At 61.4% G+C, this 20,143-nt stretch carries 16 protein-coding genes; 7 read left to right on the top strand and 9 right to left on the bottom strand.

Features of this window, described 5'->3' with window-relative positions; all coding sequences use genetic code 11:
* Nucleotides 1-95 precede the first annotated feature (95 nt).
* The 6 genes from ACR0KM_RS11985 to pepN all read right to left on the bottom strand — a co-directional run bounded on the left by ACR0KM_RS11985 (nucleotide 96) and on the right by pepN (nucleotide 7,901).
* The gene (locus ACR0KM_RS11985) at nucleotides 96-521 is read right to left on the bottom strand and encodes a DUF4177 domain-containing protein (RefSeq protein WP_480822654.1); all 426 of its coding nucleotides are present in this window, start codon (nucleotides 519-521) and stop codon (nucleotides 96-98) included.
* Nucleotides 522-619: 98 nt separating this feature from the next.
* Nucleotides 620-1,858 carry a peptidase T gene (gene pepT, locus ACR0KM_RS11980; RefSeq protein WP_480822652.1) on the bottom strand — a complete coding sequence of 413 codons (1,239 nt, stop codon included), beginning with the start codon at nucleotides 1,856-1,858 and terminating at the stop codon, nucleotides 620-622.
* A 91-nt stretch (nucleotides 1,859-1,949) separates the two neighbouring features.
* On the bottom strand, nucleotides 1,950-3,461 hold the full coding sequence (gatB, locus tag ACR0KM_RS11975; RefSeq protein WP_480859870.1) for an Asp-tRNA(Asn)/Glu-tRNA(Gln) amidotransferase subunit GatB: 1,512 nt from the start codon (nucleotides 3,459-3,461) through the stop codon (nucleotides 1,950-1,952).
* A 75-nt stretch (nucleotides 3,462-3,536) separates the two neighbouring features.
* Nucleotides 3,537-4,796: a hypothetical protein gene (locus tag ACR0KM_RS11970; RefSeq protein WP_480859868.1), complete on the bottom strand. Its 1,260-nt coding sequence runs from the start codon at nucleotides 4,794-4,796 to the stop codon at nucleotides 3,537-3,539.
* A 127-nt stretch (nucleotides 4,797-4,923) separates the two neighbouring features.
* Nucleotides 4,924-5,352 (bottom strand): hypothetical protein, encoded by a 429-nt coding sequence (locus ACR0KM_RS11965; RefSeq protein ID WP_480859867.1) that lies wholly within the window; start codon nucleotides 5,350-5,352, stop codon nucleotides 4,924-4,926.
* Nucleotides 5,349-7,901 carry an aminopeptidase N gene (gene pepN / locus ACR0KM_RS11960; RefSeq protein ID WP_480859866.1) on the bottom strand — a complete coding sequence of 851 codons (2,553 nt, stop codon included), beginning with the start codon at nucleotides 7,899-7,901 and terminating at the stop codon, nucleotides 5,349-5,351. Before pepN ends, ACR0KM_RS11965 begins: the two co-directional genes overlap by 4 nt.
* A gap of 208 nt (nucleotides 7,902-8,109) precedes the next feature.
* On the opposite strand from pepN, the gene ACR0KM_RS11955 reads away from it, so the two are divergent.
* The 3 genes from ACR0KM_RS11955 to ACR0KM_RS11945 all read left to right on the top strand — a co-directional run bounded on the left by ACR0KM_RS11955 (nucleotide 8,110) and on the right by ACR0KM_RS11945 (nucleotide 11,665).
* A complete protein-coding gene (locus ACR0KM_RS11955) occupies nucleotides 8,110-10,245 on the top strand; it encodes a malate synthase G (protein ID WP_480859863.1) in 2,136 nt (711 codons plus the stop codon).
* A gap of 81 nt (nucleotides 10,246-10,326) precedes the next feature.
* Entirely contained in the window at nucleotides 10,327-10,752 is a 426-nt protein-coding gene (locus tag ACR0KM_RS11950; protein WP_480859861.1) for a GlcG/HbpS family heme-binding protein, read from the top strand.
* 133 nt (nucleotides 10,753-10,885) lie between these two features.
* Nucleotides 10,886-11,665: a gamma-glutamyl-gamma-aminobutyrate hydrolase family protein gene (locus tag ACR0KM_RS11945; protein ID WP_480859859.1), complete on the top strand. Its 780-nt coding sequence runs from the start codon at nucleotides 10,886-10,888 to the stop codon at nucleotides 11,663-11,665.
* A gap of 5 nt (nucleotides 11,666-11,670) precedes the next feature.
* Here the strand turns inward: ACR0KM_RS11945 and ACR0KM_RS11940 are convergent, their stop codons facing one another.
* Complete coding sequence (locus ACR0KM_RS11940) at nucleotides 11,671-13,911, bottom strand: xanthine dehydrogenase family protein molybdopterin-binding subunit (protein ID WP_480859856.1); 2,241 nt, start codon at nucleotides 13,909-13,911, stop codon at nucleotides 11,671-11,673.
* Between the two features lie 3 nt (nucleotides 13,912-13,914).
* Nucleotides 13,915-14,379, bottom strand: a complete 465-nt coding sequence (locus ACR0KM_RS11935) for a (2Fe-2S)-binding protein (protein ID WP_480859854.1) — start codon at nucleotides 14,377-14,379, stop codon at nucleotides 13,915-13,917.
* A gap of 97 nt (nucleotides 14,380-14,476) precedes the next feature.
* On the opposite strand from ACR0KM_RS11935, the gene ACR0KM_RS11930 reads away from it, so the two are divergent.
* Nucleotides 14,477-15,055: a TetR/AcrR family transcriptional regulator gene (locus ACR0KM_RS11930; RefSeq protein ID WP_480822632.1), complete on the top strand. Its 579-nt coding sequence runs from the start codon at nucleotides 14,477-14,479 to the stop codon at nucleotides 15,053-15,055.
* Here the strand turns inward: ACR0KM_RS11930 and kynU are convergent.
* A complete protein-coding gene (kynU, locus tag ACR0KM_RS11925; RefSeq protein WP_480859852.1) occupies nucleotides 15,048-16,241 on the bottom strand; it encodes a kynureninase in 1,194 nt (397 codons plus the stop codon). The genes ACR0KM_RS11930 and kynU overlap by 8 nt on opposite strands.
* Nucleotides 16,242-16,437: 196 nt before the next feature.
* On the opposite strand from kynU, the gene ACR0KM_RS11920 reads away from it, so the two are divergent.
* The 3 genes from ACR0KM_RS11920 (at nucleotide 16,438) to ACR0KM_RS11910 (ending at nucleotide 20,056) form a co-directional block, all read left to right on the top strand.
* Nucleotides 16,438-16,887 carry a methyltransferase family protein gene (locus tag ACR0KM_RS11920; protein WP_480859850.1) on the top strand — a complete coding sequence of 150 codons (450 nt, stop codon included), beginning with the start codon at nucleotides 16,438-16,440 and terminating at the stop codon, nucleotides 16,885-16,887.
* Between the two features lie 132 nt (nucleotides 16,888-17,019).
* On the top strand, nucleotides 17,020-18,591 hold the full coding sequence (locus ACR0KM_RS11915) for a Re/Si-specific NAD(P)(+) transhydrogenase subunit alpha (protein WP_480822626.1): 1,572 nt from the start codon (nucleotides 17,020-17,022) through the stop codon (nucleotides 18,589-18,591).
* A 13-nt stretch (nucleotides 18,592-18,604) separates the two neighbouring features.
* Nucleotides 18,605-20,056, top strand: a complete 1,452-nt coding sequence (locus ACR0KM_RS11910; protein WP_480822624.1) for an NAD(P)(+) transhydrogenase (Re/Si-specific) subunit beta — start codon at nucleotides 18,605-18,607, stop codon at nucleotides 20,054-20,056.
* The last annotated feature ends 87 nt before the right edge of the window (nucleotides 20,057-20,143 follow it).

Here is a 20,143-nt window from a genome sequence, read left to right as displayed (position 1 = left end):
GCATCCTCCGATTGGGTTCAGACCCAATCTGCCTGCAATCGCGCTCACATACACGAAACACCCGCGTGAGCGGGGTGAAACATCATGTCCCGGGTTCAGGCCTTGTCTTTGGCCGCGTCGGCGTCGACCTCGTCCGACGCTTTCAGCGTCAGCGGCGGGTCCTGCGGCGCTTCCGAGATCGGGGCAGGGGCCGCAGGCGGCGTGGTCAGCACCTCATCGGGGCCCGGCACCGGGCGCGGGGTTGGGGTATCATCCTCTTCCACCGGCTCGACCCGCGGGGCGTCTTCGGTGACCGCTCGGCGAAACACCAGTACATTGCGCCAGTTGGTGGTCGACCCGGTCAGGCCCGAGCGCTCCTCGCTGGGCAGCAGTTCCGCGCGCTGATACTCCCAACCATCCTGTCCCATCTGGTTCAGAAGCTGCTCGATCGACGTGGCAAACCGGCCCTCTGGCGTTTTCACACCTTTCGCCTTGGTGCCCTTTTGCGGAGCGGGGACAACTTTGTATTCGTAGCGCTGCATCAACAGGTCCTGATTGCTGTGTCCGGGCACGTTAACATTTTGACCGCCGGGTGAAAGCCAAGATCGTGTTTAGGCGAATTTCGGCGTGTACTGTGGTTTTAGCCCCGCGCTGCTTTGCCGACCAGCGACAGGCAAACCTCGGTCGCCAACGCCATGTCCTGCACCGAAATCCACTCTTTCGGGCCGTGAATGCATTGCATCCCGGTGAAGATGTTTGGCGTCGGTGTGCCGAATTCGGTCAGGCGCGACCCATCGGTGCCGCCCCGGATCGGGACCGAGACGGGCTCGATACCCTGTTCGCGGCAGGCCTCGCGGGCGAGATCGACGGGGGTCATGTCCTTTTCCAGCCAGTAACGCATGTTGCGGTATTGATGGGAGATGTCGCAGGTGATGGTCGCGCGCGGCTCGGTTGCCTGCACGGCGGCGCAAACCTGACGGACGATGTCGCGCTGGGCCTCAAGCCCCTCCATTTCGAAATCGCGCAGGATCAGCTTGATCTCCATCTCGGAGGACCCGCCGTTCATGTCAGTGATATGGATGAACCCCTCGCGCCCGTCGGTGACCTCGGGCGTCATGGTGGCCTGCGGCAGGGTCTGCACGATTTTGGCGGCCAGATGCGCAGCGTTAACCATCTTGTCCTTGGCCAGGCCGGGGTGGATCGACACGCCGGTGATGTTGATCACCGCACGATCCGCCGAGAAGCTCTCGTACTCGATCTCGCCCACGTCCTGCCCATCGAGCGTATAGGCGAAATCGGCTTTCAGGTCCTTGGGCAGTTGCTCGGTCACGCCGCGCCCGATCTCTTCGTCGGGGGTAAAGGCGATGCGGATGGGGCCGTGGGCGATGTCTTTGTTCTCAATCAGATGCCGCGCCATCGTCATCAGGATCGACACGCCGGCCTTGTCATCACCACCCAGCAGCGTGGTGCCCGAGGCGGTGATCAGGTCATGGCCGATCTTTTCGGCCAGATAGGGATGCTCTTCGGGGGACAGAACCAGATCAGGATCGTCAGGAAAGGTGATATCGCCACCGTTATAGCCTTTGATCACCCGCGGTTTCACACCGGTCGCGTTGAATTGCGGGGCGGTGTCTACATGGGCCAGAAAGCCAACCGTCGGGCCCTCAGCCGTGCCGGGTATCGTCGCCACAACCACACTGTCGCCGGTGATCTCAACATCCTGCGCACCGATCTCGGCCAATTCCTTTTGCAACAGATGCAGCATGTCGAACTGAATGTTTGTGCTGGGGGTCGAGGGCGAGGTCTCATCGCTTTGGCTGTCGATGGCGGCATAGCGCATCAGCCGGGTTTCGAGTTCCTGATCAAATCTGTTCTGCATCGTGCCCTCCCTCTTTGTTGCCGAAGAAAGGGGCTAAATGACAACGGAGTCAAGCCGATGGCCTGACTCCGTCGGGTGGTTCACGATGGGTTTACGATCCCAGCTTCTGGGCGACCAATTGGTTTACCGCCTTGGGGTTGGCTTTACCGCCGGTGGCCTTCATCACTTGACCGACAAACCAGCCCGCCAGTTTCGGATTCACCTTGGCCTTTTCAACCTGCGCCGGGTTGGCGGCGATAATCTCATCCAGTGCGGCCTCAATCGCGCCGGTGTCGGTCACCTGCTTCATGCCGCGCTCTTCCACGATCTGCGCCGGGTCGCCGCCTTCGGTATAGACGATCTCGAACAGGTCCTTGGCGATCTTGCCCGAGATTGCATCCGACGAAATCAGATCAATGATACCCGCCAACTGAGCGGGAGACACCGGAGACTCGGTGATGTCGTGGTCTTCTTTTTTCAGGCGGCCAAACAGTTCGTTGATGACCCAGTTTGCAGCCAGCTTGCCGCTGCGACCCTTGGCGACTTCTTCGAAGTAGGCAGCCGATTCCACCTCGGCGGTCAGCACTGAGGCGTCATAGTCGGTCAGCCCGAACTCACTGATAAAGCGCGCCTTTTTGTCGTCCGGCAGCTCGGGCAGCTTGGCGGCGATATCATCCACCCATGCCTGCTCGATCTCCAGCGGCAGCAGATCGGGGTCAGGGAAGTAGCGGTAGTCATGCGCTTCTTCTTTCGACCGCATCGAGCGTGTTTCGCCTTTGTCCGGGTCATACAGGCGCGTCTCCTGCTCGACCTTGCCACCACCTTCGACGATGGCGATCTGGCGGCGGGCTTCGACCTCAATTGCCTGCTGGATGAACCGCATCGAGTTCATGTTCTTGATCTCGCACCGTGTGCCCAGATGCGAAAAGTCCTGTGTTTCCTGATACTTCTCATACGCACCCGGCAAACAGATCGATACGTTCACGTCCGCCCGCAGGTTGCCGTTCTGCATGTTGCCATCACAGGTGCCCAGGTAACGCATGATCTGGCGCAGCTTGGCGATATATGCGGCGGCTTCTTCCGGGCCACGGATGTCGGGGCGCGAGACGATCTCCATCAGGCAGACGCCCGTGCGGTTCAGGTCGACAAAGGACATATGCGGGTCCATGTCGTGGATCGATTTACCGGCGTCTTGCTCCATGTGGATGCGTTCGATGCGGACCATACGCGCGGTGCCGTCACCCATTTCGACCAGCACTTCACCTTCGCCCACGATGGGATGATACAGCTGCGAGATCTGGTAGCCCTGCGGCAGGTCAGGGTAGAAATAGTTCTTGCGGTCGAACGCCGATTTCAGGTTGATATCCGCCTTCAGGCCCAACCCGGTGCGGACCGCCTGTTCCACGCAGTATTCGTTTATGACCGGCAGCATTCCGGGCATTGCCGCGTCCACAAAGGCCACGTTCGAGTTCGGCTCGGCCCCGAATTGGGTCGACGCGCCGGAAAACAGCTTGGCATTGGATGAGACCTGAGCATGCACCTCCATCCCGATCACCAGTTCCCAATCGTGCTTGGCCCCGGCAATGGTTTTGGGTTTGGGCATTTCGTATGTCAGGTCGAGCATGGCGCGCCTCATATCCGCAGAAGTCTAAGCCTGCGTATTAGGCCCGGCGCGCCAAAGGAGCAAGGGGTTCCGACCCTAATTCCCCGAGAACTGCAGCCCAGACGGCGTGAACGTCGCGCTTTGACCGCTGCGCAGCTCGTCCCGCAGCAGGTTGGCAATCGCCCGCAGCGCATCGCGGCGGCCCCGGGCGGCAAAGCGTTCAGCCGAATTGACACGCAGGCTGTTGTTGAACCCGCTCGCCGCATGGGCCCAGATCAGCGGGTGCAGCTCGGTCAGGTGATCGCGGATCAACCAGTCTGCGGCGGCGCAGATCTGCTTGCGGGCGACGTCTGCCTTGGGGCTGCGGCCCATGCCCTTCTGCAGGGTGACCGAGCAATAGGCCGCCAGCAGGTTGATCGTCTGTTGATCCGGGCGGCGCGCTACAATATCCTGTAATCCTTCAATAAAATACTCGACATCCACCCGCGCGCAGGCCTCGTCATCCAGTGCGATGGCGTCGAATTGCGCCCAGGTGTAGCCGCCTGCGCCCCATGTCTTCTGGGTCCGCGCGGCGTTGCGCAGGGCCTGAACCTCAAGTTGCTCATAGCTGCCGAACCAACGGGGCAGCAGGTGGGTCCCCATGGCGCGCATGTGGCGGTGGTTCTGCGGATCCAGCGTGATCAACGCCTCGTATTTGTCAGCGACGCGGGTGCGCGGGTCGATGTGACCGGCCAGCAGGGCGCAATCCGCCGCGGCAACGGCGGGGCTGTCGGGCATGGTTGCGCGGCTCAGCGGCAGCAGCGCGGCGGCGCGGTCGAAATGCGCCGCACAACGGGACTGATGCAGCGCCGGCAGCGCATCCGTTTGCGCCGTGCCACGCCAGGCCCAGGCCAGATCGATATGGGCCAGCGCCACCACCAGCGCGATCATCGGATCGTCGGGATGGTTCTGAACTTCGCCTTCCAGCTCTGAGATTCCACCCAGAAGATCGTAATCCGACAGTTCCTTCCCGTCGGACAGCGCATGTTCGGCCGCCAGCACCACGTCCGAGCGGGCACCAAAGGCCAGTAGGTCGGTGATTGGCTGTCCGCAGGGCGTGGTCTTGCGGGCAGCGTCCGCGGCGCGCATTTCGCGCGACAATTCGGCCCACATATCCTGCCGCGCCAGATAGCGGCCGCGCTCGATCACCTGATGCGCGATCGCATCATCAGCATCTGTTTCAGCGATAGGAATGTTCAACTGACCCGAGGCAACAAGCCATGCCGTGGCATCGGCAACTGACGCAGGCAGAGGCGTTGGGGTGGGATCAGAAGAACCGAAAAGACGGGCAGAAACTGCCCTGAGAGACCGAAACATGGCAAAACTCGAACTGGAACAAAAGTGTAACCGGTTCAGTTTTGCCAAAAATTAATTGCAAATCAAGGAAACAACGTTGCGAGCGGAGGATTCCGCGACCAATCCGGCTCGAAATCGGGGGATCGTTTCAGAATACTCTAAAATGATGGCGCTCGACCGCAAATCCGGCCTGTGTCAGGACCTCTTCGAACTGCTTGTGCGGTGGAAGTGATTCATCCGGCAGGCGCACGCGTTTGTCCGATTTCAGCATCGCCGAGACCCGCACCGAAAAGTCCCAACGGGTGTCAAAGCGGAACCGGTCAACCTCGGCCAGCTTCAGTTCGCCCTGCCGCTGACCGCTGTGCCAGCGCAGGGTATCGCCGGTCAGTTCCATCCCGGCGCTGGTGTCTTTGATCACATCCCACAGCGCGGGCAGGGTGGTCAGGGCCAGCAGGGCCATCAGCCACCAGACCGCGTCAAAGACGATCATCAGCCCGATCAGCGCCGCATAGATGCAGATCAGGATCAGAACCGTGCGCTGGTTCCGGTTTTGCCGCGTGAACCGAAACGGCGTCATGCGCCGAGGATGCGCGAGACCATCTCGGTGGTGTCCCGGGACAGGTCCTGCGTGTCCGCGATGCGGGTCAGTTGCGCGCGCATCAGGGCCTGACGGTCGGCGTCATAGCGTTTCCAGGTCTGAAAGGCGCTGCACATCCGGGCGGTGGTTTGCGGGTTCACCGGGTCAAGCTTGATCAGCCAGTCTGCCAGCAGCGCATAGCCCGCTCCGTCCGCCTGATGGAAGCCCGCATGGCTGCCCGCTAAAGAGCCCATCAGCGCGCGGAACCGGTTGGGGTTTTTCCAATTGAAATCAGCGTGCTCGGACAGTTTGCGCGCGGTTTCGACCGTCTTTTCGGGGCCTGTCATCGCAACCTGCAGTCCGAACCATTTGTCCATCACCAGCCGGTCATGCTGCCACTGGTCATAGAACGCCGCCAGCTCTGCTTCGCCCTTGCCCGCGCGCAGCAGGCAGGACAGGGCGGTCAGTTGAAGTGTCATGTTGTCGGCGCGGCCGTAGTCCTCGGCCGCCTTGACCCCGCCATCCAGCCGCGAGGTCAGCGCCAGAGCAGCACCCCCAAGGGCCCGTTTGCCGGATTGTTCGGCGTCGGGCTGGTAGGGGGCATCCACCAGCGTTTCGCTGTGCAGCCGGGGCAGAAGGTCCTGAACATGCTGGGCGGTGGCCTGACGCAGGGTTTCAACCGCTGCCCAGATTGCCATCGGATCGGGCGTGACGCCTTTGTCATGTAGCGCCGCGGCCAGTTCGGATTGCGTCGGCAGGCCCAGCATCAGCGCGCGATAGGCCGGGTCCAGCGTTTGATCGCGCAGAACGGCCAGCAAACCGTCCAGATAATCGGCATCCGGCGTCGCCTCGTCGGTGATCATGCGCAGCAGCGTGTCCTCGGCCAGCGACCGCCCTGCCTGCCAGCGGTTGAACGGGTCGGTGTCATGGGCCAGCAGGAAGGCGCGTTCGGCATTCGACGGCTCATGTTCAAGGATCACCGGGGCCGAGAAATCGCGCAGGATCGAAGGCACGGGCTTGGCCGCAAGGCCGCTGAAGGTAAAGCTTTGTTCTGCCTCGGTCAGCTCAAACACCTCGGTCGCGCGGACCTCATCCCCGTTCGGGCCCAGCAGGCCGACGGCGACGGGGATCACCTGAGGCTGCTTGTCGTCCTGCCCCGGTGTCGGCTCGGTCCGTTGGCCCAGCGTCAGGGTGTAGGTGCCATCGGTCCAATCCTCACGCACCGACAGGCGCGGCGTGCCGGATTGGCTGTACCAGCGCTTGAACTGGCTGAGGTCGCGGCCTGTGGTGTCCTCGAAAACCTGCAGCCAGTCCTCGATGGTGCAGGCCTGACCGTCATGGCGGTCGAAATAGAGATCGAGCGCCCGTGCATAGGCCTCATCGCCCACGAGCCGCTTCAGCATACCGATGACCTCGGCACCTTTCTCGTAGACGGTCGAGGTGTAGAAGTTGTTGATTTCCTGAAAACTCTCGGGCCGAACGGGATGCGACAGAGGCCCGTTATCCTCGGGGAATTGCCGCGCGCGCAGGTCGATGGCGTCGTGGATACGCTTCACCGGAGCTGAGCGCATGTCAGAGGTGAACTGTGCATCGCGATAGACGGTCAGCCCTTCCTTGAGGCACAGCTGGAACCAGTCGCGGCAGGTGATGCGGTTGCCGGTCCAGTTGTGAAAATACTCATGGGCGATGATCGCCTCGATCCGCTCGAAATTCATGTCGGTCGAGGTTTCGGGGCTGGCCAACACAGCCGAGGAGTTGAAAATGTTCAGCCCCTTGTTCTCCATCGCGCCCATGTTGAAATCATCGACGGCGACGATGTTGAACACGTCCAGATCGTATTCGCGGCCATAGACGTCCTCGTCCCATTTCATCGACTTCTTCAGGGCTTCCATGCCGAAGGCACATTTGCCCTCGTCGCCCGGGCGGACCCAGAGGTTCAGCTCGACGTCACGGCCCGACATGGTGGTGAACTGGCCGGGATGGGCGATCAGCTCTCCGGCGACCAGCGCGAACAGATAGGCGGGTTTGGGCCAGGGATCGACCCATTCGGCCCAGCCGTCACCCTTGGCCGTGGGGTTGCCGTTTGACAGCAACACCGGCAGATCGCCATTGATGCGCACGGTGAATGTGGACATCACATCGGGGCGGTCGGGGTAATAGGTGATCTTGCGGAACCCTTCGGCCTCGCATTGGGTGCAATACATGCCGTTCGACATATAAAGCCCTTCCAGCGCGGTGTTGTTGCCGGGATCGATCTCGACCTCGGCCTCCCAAATGAAAGGTGCGTCGGGCACCGACGCGGTCAGCCCTTCGTCGGTCACTTCGGGCTGGATCGCGGCCCCGTCGATCGCGGCGCGGATCAGCTTGAGGTCTTCGCCATGCAGGAAGAACCTGCGGTCCTTAGCCTCGGGGTTGGGACGGAACCCGATGCGAGAGGTCACCCGCGTGGCGTGCGGTGCCAGATCAAAGGTCAGATGTACGCTGTCCACCAGATAGCCGAACGGCGTATAGTCTTTCAGATAGATCGTGGTGGGGGTGGCGTCGCGCATCGGGGGGCCTCATCATCATCCGGGACTTTGGCGCGACGTTAGGGTCTTCGTCCTGTGGCTGCAACCAATGGTGATTGGCTTGTTGGATTTGAAACAGCTTCGCGCAGTTTCGACAGGCCAGAACGCAGGGGCACAAGTTGCCTATAGCGGACGAACGCCCTAATTGATGACCGCATACAATGGCACACAATATTGGGGGATTCGGGAGATGAGCAGCAGACAGACCCGCAGCGGGTTGCAGATTGACCCGGTTTTGGTCGACTTCATAGAACATAAGGCGCTGCCGGGTACGGATGTGTCTGCAGAGCAGTTCTGGTCGGGTCTGGCGCGCCTGGCGAATGAACTGGGGCCGAAGAACCGTGCGCTGCTGGAAAAGCGCGCCGATATTCAAGGCCGGATTGATGGCTGGCACGCGGCACGGCGGGGTCTCGTCATTGATCCGGGCGAATATCAATCCTTCCTGCGCGAGATCGGGTATTTGGTAGATGAGGGCGGAGATTTCGAGGTCGAGACCACGAATGTCGATCCCGAGATCGCCCGGATCCCCGGCCCGCAATTGGTCGTACCGATCACCAATGCCCGCTTTGCGCTGAACGCCGCGAATGCCCGTTGGGGCAGCTTGTATGACGCGCTTTACGGCACGGATGCACTGGGCGACGTGCCGACAGGCAAGGCCTATGACACGGCACGCGGTGCACGGGTGATCGCCTGGGCCAAGGATTTTCTGGATCAGGCCGTGCCGCTGGCCTTCGGGTCTTGGGCGGATGTCTCGGGCTTGAGTGTTCAGGACGGGGCATTGATGCCCACGCTGGCTGATCCCGCGCAGTTTGCGGGCTACGGCGGAGCGGCGGCGAAACCCGAGTTCGTTCTGCTGCGTAACAACGGTTTGCACATCCAGATCAGAATCGATGCGCACAGCGCTATCGGTGCATCGGACCCGGCGGGCATTGCAGATGTCCGTTTGGAATCGGCGCTGTCCACGATCATGGATTGCGAGGATTCGGTCGCCTGTGTCGACGGGGCCGACAAGGTGGCAGCCTATGAAAACTGGCTGGGCCTGATGAAAGGGGACCTGACCGAGGAGGTCAGCAAAAGCGGCAGGACCTTTACCCGCAAACTGGCGGGCGATCTGGCGTTCACGGCCCCGGATGGCACGTCTTCGACGCTCAAGGGGCGGTCGCTGATGCTGGTGCGCAATGTCGGCCATCTGATGACCAATCCAGCCGTGCTGGACGCAGAAGGTCGCGAGATTGGTGAAGGGTTGATGGATGCGCTCTGCACTACGTTGATCGCCATCCATGACCTGAAACGCGCGGGCGGCAATTCGGTCACCGGGTCGGTCTATGTGGTTAAGCCCAAAATGCACGGACCTGAGGAAGTTGCCTTTGCCGTCGAGATTTTCGACATGGTCGAGGATATTCTGGGCCTGCCGCGCAACACGGTGAAGCTGGGCATCATGGATGAGGAGCGCCGGACCTCGGCAAACCTGAAGGAATGTATCCGTGCTGCGAAATCGCGGGTGGCCTTTATCAATACCGGGTTCCTCGATCGTACGGGCGATGAGATCCATACCTCGATGGAGGCCGGTCCGATGCTGCCCAAAGGCGATATCAAGGACACGCCGTGGATTGCGTCTTATGAGGATCGCAATGTCGATATCGGTTTAGCCTGCGGCCTGAAAGGCAAGGCGCAGATCGGCAAGGGGATGTGGGCGATGCCTGACCGGATGGGGGATATGCTTACGGCCAAGATCGGCCACCCGCAATCCGGTGCCTCTTGTGCCTGGGTGCCGTCACCCACCGCCGCAACCCTTCACGCGACGCATTATCATAAGGTCGATGTACAGGCGCGTCAGGACGCGCTGGCCGCTGGTGGCGCGCGCGGGACGCTGGATGACCTGTTGACCGTACCGCTTTTGGGCGGGCGCAATCTCAGCGCGGACGAGATCAACCGCGAGATCGAGAACAACGCTCAGGGCATTCTGGGCTACGTGGTGCGATGGGTCGATCAGGGCGTGGGCTGTTCGAAAGTGCCGGACATCAACGATATCGGCCTGATGGAGGATCGGGCGACTTGCAGGATATCCTCGCAGGCGTTGGCCAACTGGCTGCATCATGATCTGATCAGTCAAGAGCAGGTGATGGCAGCGATGCGCAAAATGGCGGCCGTTGTGGACCGTCAGAACGAGGGAGATCCGTCCTATCACCCGATGGCACCGGGTTTTGACGGAATCGCGTTTCAGGCGGCTTGTGATCTTGTGTTCCGGGGCCGGGTGCAGCCGTCGGGTTATACCGAGCCGGTTTTACACGCGCGTCGGTTAGAGTTGAAGGCCAGCCTGGGCTAGTGGCAAGGGCAGGAACGAGGGGGCTGTCTGCCCCCTCGCGCTCCCCCGAGGATATTTTTGGCCAGATGAAAGGGATCGGGAATGCTTATTTCTTTGCGCAAGGCGCGTACCATCATTCGCAAGGCTTTGGAGAAAGGGCGCGAGATGGAATTGAAGCCCTTGTCGGTTGTGGTTTTGGACGCGGGCGGGCATGTGATCGCGTTCGAGCGTGAAGACAACGCCGCACCCGGTCGCTTTGCGATTGCCCATGGCAAGGCATATGGCGCTGTGATGTTGGGCATGGCGGGTACGGCACAGATGGCGCGGGCCGAGGGGCAGGCTTATTTTATGGCTGCAGTAAACGGCGTTTACGGCGGACAGGTCATTCCGGTGCCCGGTGGCGTGTTGCTGCGGGATCGCAAAGGTGCGGTGATTGGCGCGGTTGGGGTAACAGGTGATACCTCGGACAACGACGCGCAGGCGGCGCTTGCGGGCATCGAAGCCGCAGGGCTGACGGGCGAAATCTGACCTGCTGCCGAAGTTTTCATCATTTGTGCGCGGTTGAACACGCGCTTGCGCTGACATGCAGGTCCTGCGCCGTTGCGCAGGGCCATGCCTGTCGATAGGTTTTGCCAAATGCGATTGAAACGAAGGACAGCACATGGCGCGCCCCGTCGTCGGAATAGTTGGAAATTCCTATCTGATGAACGATCAGTATCCGACCCATGCGGGCGGGACGATGAATTCAGATGCCGTGTCGAACGTGTCAGATTGTATCCCTCTGCTGATCCCTGCCGATCCGCGTTATGTTTCGGTCGACGAACTGCTGGAAGTTTGTGATGGTTTCCTGCTGACAGGAGGCCGCCCGAATGTTCACCCCGAGGAATATGGAGAGCCAGCGACCGAGGCACACGGTGAGTTCGACCGGGCGCGGGATGCGATCACATTGCCTCTGGTCCGGGCCTGCGCCGAACGGGGGCAGCCGTTTTTCGGAATTTGCCGGGGATTTCAGGAGGTCAACGTCGCCATGGGTGGCACGCTCTACCCTGAAATTCGTGATTTGCCGGGGCGGTTGAACCACCGGATGCCGCCTGACGGGACTTTGGAAGAGAAGTTCGCGCTGCGCCATGTTGTGACGCTGACCGAGGGCGGGGTATTTCACCGGTTGCTGGGTGCTTGCGAGGTTATGACCAATACGCTGCACGGGCAGGGCATCAAGACACTGGGTGAGAATGTGGTGATCGACGGTCTCGCGCCCGACGGCACGCCCGAGGCGATCTATATTCAAGGTGCCCCGGGTTTTACCCTGTCGGTGCAATGGCACCCCGAATGGGATGCCGCAAACGACCCAGTCTCGCGCCCCTTGTTCGAAGAATTCGGCCGCGCCGTATATGGCTGGGCCGCAGGCAGAGACGCCGCGCGGTTGCAGCGCTCTGCCTGAGACGGTCAGACCAGTAGGTCGAACTGTTTGTTCAGCGGCAGGCTGCGGGCGCGCTCGCCGGTCAGATCAAACAGCGCATTCCCCAGTGCAGGCATCGACGGAGGCGTACCGGGTTCGCCGACCCCGCCCAGATGCTTGTTGGTCTCAAGGATTCGGACCTCGGTTGCGGGCGTTGTGTGCATCCGCAGCGCGTCATAGTCGGGGAAGTTGTACTGCTCGACCTCGCCATCGGCAAAGGTGATCTGACCTGACACCGCCGCCGACAGGCCATAGATCATGCCGCCGATCATCTGCGCCTCGACCGTGGCCGGGTCCAGCGCAAGGCCCACGTCGCAGGCGATCCAGGCCTTCGAGATACGGATGGTGCCGTCTTCGTCCACCACTTCGATCACCTGCGCGACCGGGGTGCCGAAGCTGTAGGCGAGTGCCACGCCGCGGCCCACGCCATCGGGGGTCTTGCCGGTCCAGCCGGACATTTCCCGGACGGCCTCCAGACACCCGGCCGAGGGCGCGTGTTCGGATTTGGCCAGTTCCAGCCGGAACTCCAGCGGGTCGCGTCCGGCGGCATGGGCCATCTCATCCATGAAGGTTTCGTGGAAGAACCCGTTATGGCTGTTGCCGACCGAGCGCCAGAAGCCCACAGGAACGGCCAGATCGGCGATATGCCCGGCCATGCGGTAGTTGGGCACCGAATAGGGTTGGTTGAAGAAGCCTTCGACCAGAACCTTGTCGGGGCCGCCGCCGGGGAAGCCGGTATAGCGTTCGACCGCTTGCTGGGTGGGGGATTGCGTGGCCACTTTACCGTCAATCAGCACCGCCTTGCCATCCTTGACCGCGCCGCGCATCCGGGCCATCGCGCCGGGGCGGTAGTAGTCGTGGCGCATGTCTTCTTCGCGGCTCCACGTTGTCTGGACCGGCGTGCCGGGCATGGCCATGGCGACCTTGGTGGCGATCTCACCAAAATCCAGTTCTCCGCGGCGACCAAAGCCGCCGCCCAGATAGGTGGTGTGGATCTCGACCGCTTCGATATCCAGACCGGCGGTGCTGGCCGCGCGCATCTGGATCAGGGTTGGGGCCTGATTGCCGCACCACAGGTCCAGCTTGCTGCCAGTGTAAAGCGCGGTGGCGTTCATCGGCTCCATCGTGGCGTGGGCCAGATAGGGCACGGTATAGTCCGCCGTGATCTCGGTTGCGCCTTCGGGCAGGGTGTCGACATCACCGTCGTCGCGCATGGTCGAGTTCGGGGCGTCGTCAAACGCCTCGGCGATCTTGGCAAACAGGTCGTCGGTCTCGGGCGGGTAGGGGGCATCGCCCCAGTCGACGTCGATCGCCTCGACCGCCTGCATGGCGAGCCATGTGTTGTTCGCAATCACCGCGACGCCAGTGCCCAGATCGACGATCTTTTCGACACCGGGCATGGATTCGGCAGCACTTGCGTCAAAGCCGTTCATTGCGCCGCCCAGCTTGGGGTTCATACGCACGGACGCGAATTTCAGGCCCTCGGGGCGCACGTCGATGCCGAAAGTGGCGGTGCCGGTGGATTTGCCGGGAACATCGACGCGGGGCAGGGATTTACCGATCAGGCGCCACTCCGACGGGTCGCGCAGCGCGACCTCGGGCGGCTCGATCTGGCCAGCGGCTTCGGCCAGTTCGGTATAGGGGATACGGGTGCCGTCGGGGGCAACCACCGCGCCGTTTTCGGTTTTCAACTGCGCGCGGTCCACGCCCAACTGATCCGCCGCTGCCTGTTTCAGTGTCTCGCGGGCGGTGGCACCGGCCATGCGCATCCGCTCGAACCCGTCTTTCATCGAGGTCGAGCCGCCGGTGACCTGCAAACTAAGCGTCCGGCCCAGAACACCCAGAGCCTCACCCAGATTGTGCTGGAAATCCGAGATGTCATAGCCCTTGTTCGGGAGGCCTTCGCCCACAAGGGCATGGTTGTAGTAAGCCGCCGCCGCCGGTCCGTGTAGGACGCGGATATCTTCCAGTTCGACGTCCAGTTCCTCGGCGATCAGGGCGGCCCATGTGGTCATGACGCCCTGGCCCATCTCGGCGCGCGGAGCGAACAGTGTGATGCCCTGCTGGTCGATCAGCACAAACGGGCTGAGCGCGGTTTCACCGTCACGCGGTTTCAGTGGGTTCGCCGCGGGGCGGGTGACGTAATATGCGCCGAAGGCCACACCGCCCACAATGGCGGCCGAGCCGATCAGGAAGGTGCGGCGCAGGATTTTTCCGATGCTGGCCATGGATCAGACCTCCTTCAGCTTGGATGCGGCGTCGTGGATGGCGGCACGGATGCGGGGATAGGTGCCGCAGCGGCACAGGTTGCCCTGCATCGCGTCATCGATATCGGCGTCCGAGGGGGCTGGGTTTTCGGCCAGCAGCGCTGCCGCCTGCATGATCTGGCCCGACTGGCAGTAGCCGCATTGCGCGACCTGATGATCGACCCACGCTTGCTGGATCGTCGCCATCGCGTCCGGCGTGCCCAGACCTTCGATGGTTGTGACATCGCCCCAGACATCGGACAGGGCGACCTGACAGGATCGCACGGCCTCGCCATCGATATGCACGGTGCAGGATCCGCAAGCGGCCACGCCGCAGCCGAACTTGGTTCCGGTCAGGCCGACCTCGTCGCGCAGGACCCACAACAGGGGGACATCGTCGGGCAGATCGACCTGATGGGTCTTTCCGTTGATCTTAAGGGCGGTCGCCATGGCGCACCTCTTTTGGCTGTGACGGTTTCTGACATAATTATCGAAAAATGTCAGGTTGTCAATTGACAAAATAGACAATTAGTGTCAGAGCAGATCTATGAAAGACAAACTAGACGATCCAAAGCAGCAGGCAATTCTTGCCTCGGCGCTTGAGGCGTTTGCGACCTATGGGTTTCGCAAGACATCAATGGATGACATCGCCAAGGGCGCGGGCATGTCACGCCCGGCGGTGTATCTGCATTACAAGAACAAAGAGGCGATCGTTCGCAGCCTGACGCAGGCGCACTACGCTGATAAGATTGAAAATGTGGCGCGGGCGTTGTCCGGTGATGGCAGCGTCTCCGGTCGGCTGGCGCGCGCGATTGAGGCGCAGATCGACGGGATGGCCGCCATTCTCGCCTCACCCCATGGGGTCGAGATGCTCGATACCAGCAAATCCACCGCCTCGGACATTTTGGCCGAGGGGGAGGCTGCGCTTACGACGCTCTATGCTGATTGGCTGCGGCGCGAGGATGAGGCGGGCCGCGTGCGGCTGCCCAATGGGGCCGAGGAAACGGCCAAGACCATCACCGCGACCCTTATGGGCGTCAAGCTGACCGCCGCCAGCGCGGACGAATTCGAACGCCGTATTTCTCAGCTGGCCGAACTGCTGGGCGCCGGGCTGGAGGTCAGGTAACCCGCTGACGGACCTTGTATTCCGGCTTGTCCCAAAGCTTATTGGTAATGATATCGGCAAGAATATCGACCGCTTGCTCGACGTCATTTTCGTCGACATAAAGCGGCGTAAAGCCGAACCGCATCACGTCCGGGGCGCGGAAATCGCCGATGACACCGCGCGCGATCAGGGCCTGCATGGCGGCATAACCTTCCTCAAACCGGAAGGACACCTGACTGCCACGCTGCTGCGGATCGCGCGGACTGGCGAGCGTCAGGCCGGGGCAGGTGTCCTCGACCCGTGCGATAAACAGTTCGGTCAACTCGATGGACTTGGCGCGGATGTCGATCATTTCGACTGTATCCCAGATATCCATCGCCGCTGACAACGCTGCCATCTGTATGACCGGAGGGGTGCCGACCCGCATCCGCTCGATCCCCGCGCCGGGGCGGTAATCGAGGTCGAAGGCAAACGGAGATTCGTGCCCTAGCCAACCTGACAGCGCCGGGCGCACCCGATCCGACAGACGCGGGGCCACATAAATAAAGGCCGGCGCGCCGGGGCCGCCGTTGAGGTATTTATACGTGCAGCCCACCGCGAAATCGGCGTTGCACCCGGACAGATCGACCGGAATGGCGCCGGCGGAATGGGCGAGGTCCCAAACCGTGACAACCCCGTTTGCATGGGCCAGTTCCGTCAGCGCCTTCATGTCGTGCATGCGGCCGGTGCGATAATCGACCTCGGTCAGCATCAACACCGCGACCTCTTCGGTGATCTGAGCGGCTACGTCTTCGGGATCGACCACCCGCAATTCATAATCCGGCCCGAGCGAACGCAGCAGCCCGTCGGCCATGTAAAGGTCCGAGGGGAAGTTGCCATTGTCGGACAGAACAACCTTGCGGGTCGGATTCAACTCCAGTGCCGAGGCGACAGCCTGATAGACCTTGATCGACAGGGTATCCCCCACGACAACGCTGCCGGGTTCTGCCCCGATCAGCCTTCCGATGCGGTCACCCAGACCCGTGGGCATCCCCATCCAGCCAGCTTTATTCCAGCCGGTGATCAGCATCTGCCCCCATTCGTCCTGCATCATCTCGTCCACCCGGCCAGCCGCAGATTTCGGCAGCGGACCCAGAGAGTTGCCGTCGAGATAGATCATCCCGTCGGGCAGGTGGAACATGGATTTGGTCTTGGCAAAATCGGTCATGGTAAGGCTGAAGCTTTCACAGGCGGTGATGTTATGAATGGCCTATCTGATCCCGTCAGCCCTGTCCATTGATACAGCCAGGGCCGGGCCCTATCCCGATGCGACACCCTGTGCTTTTGCTATTGGGGTCAGAAAGCGGTAGGACGTCGATCAGAAGCGACATGTGCAGTTGGGTGTCGCCGTGCTAAGGAATGCCATGCGCCTGATTGATATACCGCCTGTCTGGCTTGTGGGCTTCGCTGCGCTTGCCTGGACGCAAGCGCGTGTGCTGCCCTTGGGCCTGTCGCTGGATGGTGCAGTGACCGATCTTCTCAGCGGTGTGCTGATCGGTGGCGGCGTTATTCTGGCCCTGATGGCAGTGGTCGAGTTCCGGCGTCACAAGACAACGGTCATTCCGCACGAAACGCCCTCGGCCATGGTCCAGAGCGGCATCTACAAACGCAGCCGCAATCCGATCTATCTGGGCGATGTCCTGATCCTGGCGGGGCTGATCCTGCGCTTTGACGCGGTGCTGTCCTTGGTGCTGATCCCGGTCTTTGTGCTGCTGCTGGAACGGCGCTTTATCATCCCGGAAGAAGACCGCCTGCGTCGCACCTTCCGTGCCGACTTTGCGCGCTATGAACGCAAGACCCGGCGCTGGATCTGAGGGTGTGGGGATCATGACACAGCGTCACTATTGCTGCGCTTGCGAAACAATCTTGCGCAAGATAAGTGTCGGCTTGTCGAACAATGCCGGATACCCACCTGGCCTGAACCGAAAATTAGGGGGAACCGACTGGTGAAAATTGGAACGCCAAAAGAAATATTCAAAGGCGAGAACCGGGTCGCGATGACCCCGGACTCGGCGGCGCAGTTGCAGAAACTGGGCTATGAGTGTCTGATCGAAAAAGGCGCGGGCGCTGCCGCCGGCTTTTCAGACGCCGCGTATGAGGCCGCCGGGGTCGAGGTCATCAAGACCCCTGCCGCGCTTTGGAAAGCGGCGGATATCATCGCCAAGGTACGTCAGCCGTCCGAGACCGAGCTGAAGCGTCTGACCAAGGACAAGACCCTGATTTCGTTCTTCAATCCTGCCGGGAATGAAGAGGGGATGGAACTGGCCAAGTCCAAGGGCGCGACCGTGATTGCCATGGAAATGGTGCCGCGCATCAGCCGGGCTCAGAAAATGGATGCGCTGTCGTCCATGGCCAATATCGCCGGTTACCGCGCGGTCATCGAAGCGGGTAACAATTTTGGCCGTTTCTTCACCGGTCAGGTGACGGCCGCCGGTAAGGTCCCGCCTGCCAAGGTGCTGATCGTTGGGGCCGGGGTCGCCGGTCTGGCGGCGATCGGGACCTCGACCTCGCTGGGTGCGATCACCTATGCGTTCGACGTGCGCCCCGAAGTGGCCGAACAGGTCGAATCCATGGGTGCCGAGTTTGTGTATCTGGATTTCGAAGAAGACCAACAGGACGGTGCTGCGACCGGTGGTTATGCCTCCGTCCAGTCGGACGAGTTCCGCGAGGCGCAGCTGGCCAAGTTCCGTGAACTGGCCCCTGAGATGGACATCGTGATCACCACCGCGCTGATCCCGAACCGCGAGGCACCCGAGCTTTGGACCAAGGATATGGTCGAGGCGATGAAGCCGGGCTCGGTCATCGTCGATCTGGCGGCGGAAAAGGGTGGCAACTGCAAACTGACCGTCGCGGATGAGAAGATCGTGACCGACAATGGCGTGACCATCATCGGCTATACCGACTTCCCCAGCCGGATGGCGGCACAGTCCTCGTCGCTCTATGCCACCAACATCCGTCACATGATGGCGGACCTGACGCCGGAGAAGGACGGCAAGGTCAACCACGACATGGAAGATGACGTGATCCGGGGCGCGACCGTGACCCATGAGGGCGAGATCACCTTCCCGCCGCCGCCGCCCAAGGTGCAGGCGATTGCGGCGCAGAAAAAGCCCGAGGTCAAGGAACTGACCCCGGAAGAGAAAAAAGCGCAGGAGATTGCGGCGTTCAAGGCTCAGACAAAACAGCAGTTCACCCTGCTGGGTGTCGGCGGCGCGTTGATGCTGTTGGTGGGGCTGATCGCTCCGGCCAGTTTCATGCAGCACTTCATCGTTTTTGTGCTGGCGATCTTTGTGGGCTTTCAAGTGATCTGGAACGTCTCGCACAGTTTACACACGCCGCTGATGGCGATCACCAACGCGATCTCGTCGATTATTATCGTTGGAGCGTTGATGCAGATCGGATCGGGATCGTTCCTGGTCATTCTGCTGGCGGCGCTGTCCGTCTTTATGGCCGGGGTCAACATCTTCGGTGGCTTCCTCGTAACCCGGCGCATGCTCGCCATGTTCCAGAAATCTTAAGGAGGTCGGGCATATGATTGGCTTCACTTCTGCCGCCTATGTTGTTGCGGCTGTCCTTTTCATTCTGTCCCTCGGCGGTCTGTCGAACCAGGAAAGCGCCAAGCGCGCGGTCTGGTATGGTATCGTCGGTATGGCGCTCGCGGTCTTTGCTACGCTGGTTGGTCCGGGCTCGGGCCTGTGGCTGCTGTCGCTGCTGCTGCTGATCGGCGGTGGCCTGATCGGTCAATATGTGGCGCAGCGCGTGCAGATGACCGAGATGCCGCAGCTGGTGGCGGCAATGCACAGCCTTGTCGGTCTGGCGGCTGTGTTCGTGGGCTATAACGCCCATTTCGAAATCCTGAACGTGGCCGAGCTGTTCGCCATCGCGGATGCCGCGAAAGAGGTCGAGCTGTCAGGGCTGGGCGAATTCGGCAAGCTGATCGCCAAGAAGACCGCGGCCGAGGTTTCGATCCTGCATGTGGAACTGTTCCTGGGCATCTTCATCGGGGCGATCACCTTTACCGGCTCGGTCGTGGCGTACGGCAAGCTGGCGGGTAAGGTGACCTCGGCGGCGACCAAGCTGCCGGGCGGTCATGCGCTGAATGCGGCTGCGGCGGGGCTCTCGCTGATCTGTCTGATCTGGTACACCGCGTCTGGTGGTTTCTTCCCGCTGTTCCTGATGACGCTGGCGGCGCTGTTCATCGGCTATCACCTGATCATGGGCATCGGTGGTGCCGACATGCCGGTGGTGGTGTCGATGCTGAACTCGTATTCGGGTTGGGCCGCGGCGGCGATTGGCTTCTCGCTGGGCAATGACCTGCTGATCGTGGTTGGTGCACTGGTGGGGTCGTCGGGTGCGATCCTGTCCTACATCATGTGTAAGGCGATGAACCGTCACTTTGTCAGCGTGATCCTGGGTGGTTTTGGCGGCCCGCAGGGCGAGCAAATGGCGGTTGAGGGTGAGCAGATCGCCATCGAGGCTGATGGTGTGGCAGCCGCTCTGAACGACGCCGATAGCATCGTCATCATCCCGGGCTACGGCATGGCCGTGGCGCAGGCGCAGCAATCGGTCTCTGAACTGGTCCGCAAGCTGCGCGCCAAGGGCAAAGAGGTGCGTTTTGCGATCCACCCGGTTGCCGGTCGTCTGCCTGGACACATGAACGTGCTGCTGGCCGAGGCCAAGGTACCCTATGACATCGTACTGGAGATGGACGAGATCAATGACGACTTTCCGGACACGGATGTGGCCATCGTCATCGGCTCGAACGACATCGTGAACCCTGCGGCGCAGGAAGACCCCAACAGCCCTATCGCCGGAATGCCGGTTCTGGAATGCTGGAAGGCCAAGCAGGTCTTTGTGTCCAAGCGTGGTCAGGGCACCGGCTATTCGGGCATCGAGAACCCGCTGTTCTTCAAGGAGAACACACGGATGTTCTATGGCGATGCAAAAGCGTCGCTGGACAAGCTGTTGCCGATGATCGACTGAATCGGCTGGCATAATACGATCGTAAAGGGCGCCAGAAGGCGCCCTTTTCTTTGCTTTTTTTGAATGGGGGCTTTGCCCCCAAACCCC

This window comes from Ruegeria sp. G10, from assembly GCF_056533645.1.
Note: the sequence above shows the minus strand (reverse complement) of the source record. Positions and strands in the feature narration are given on the sequence as shown.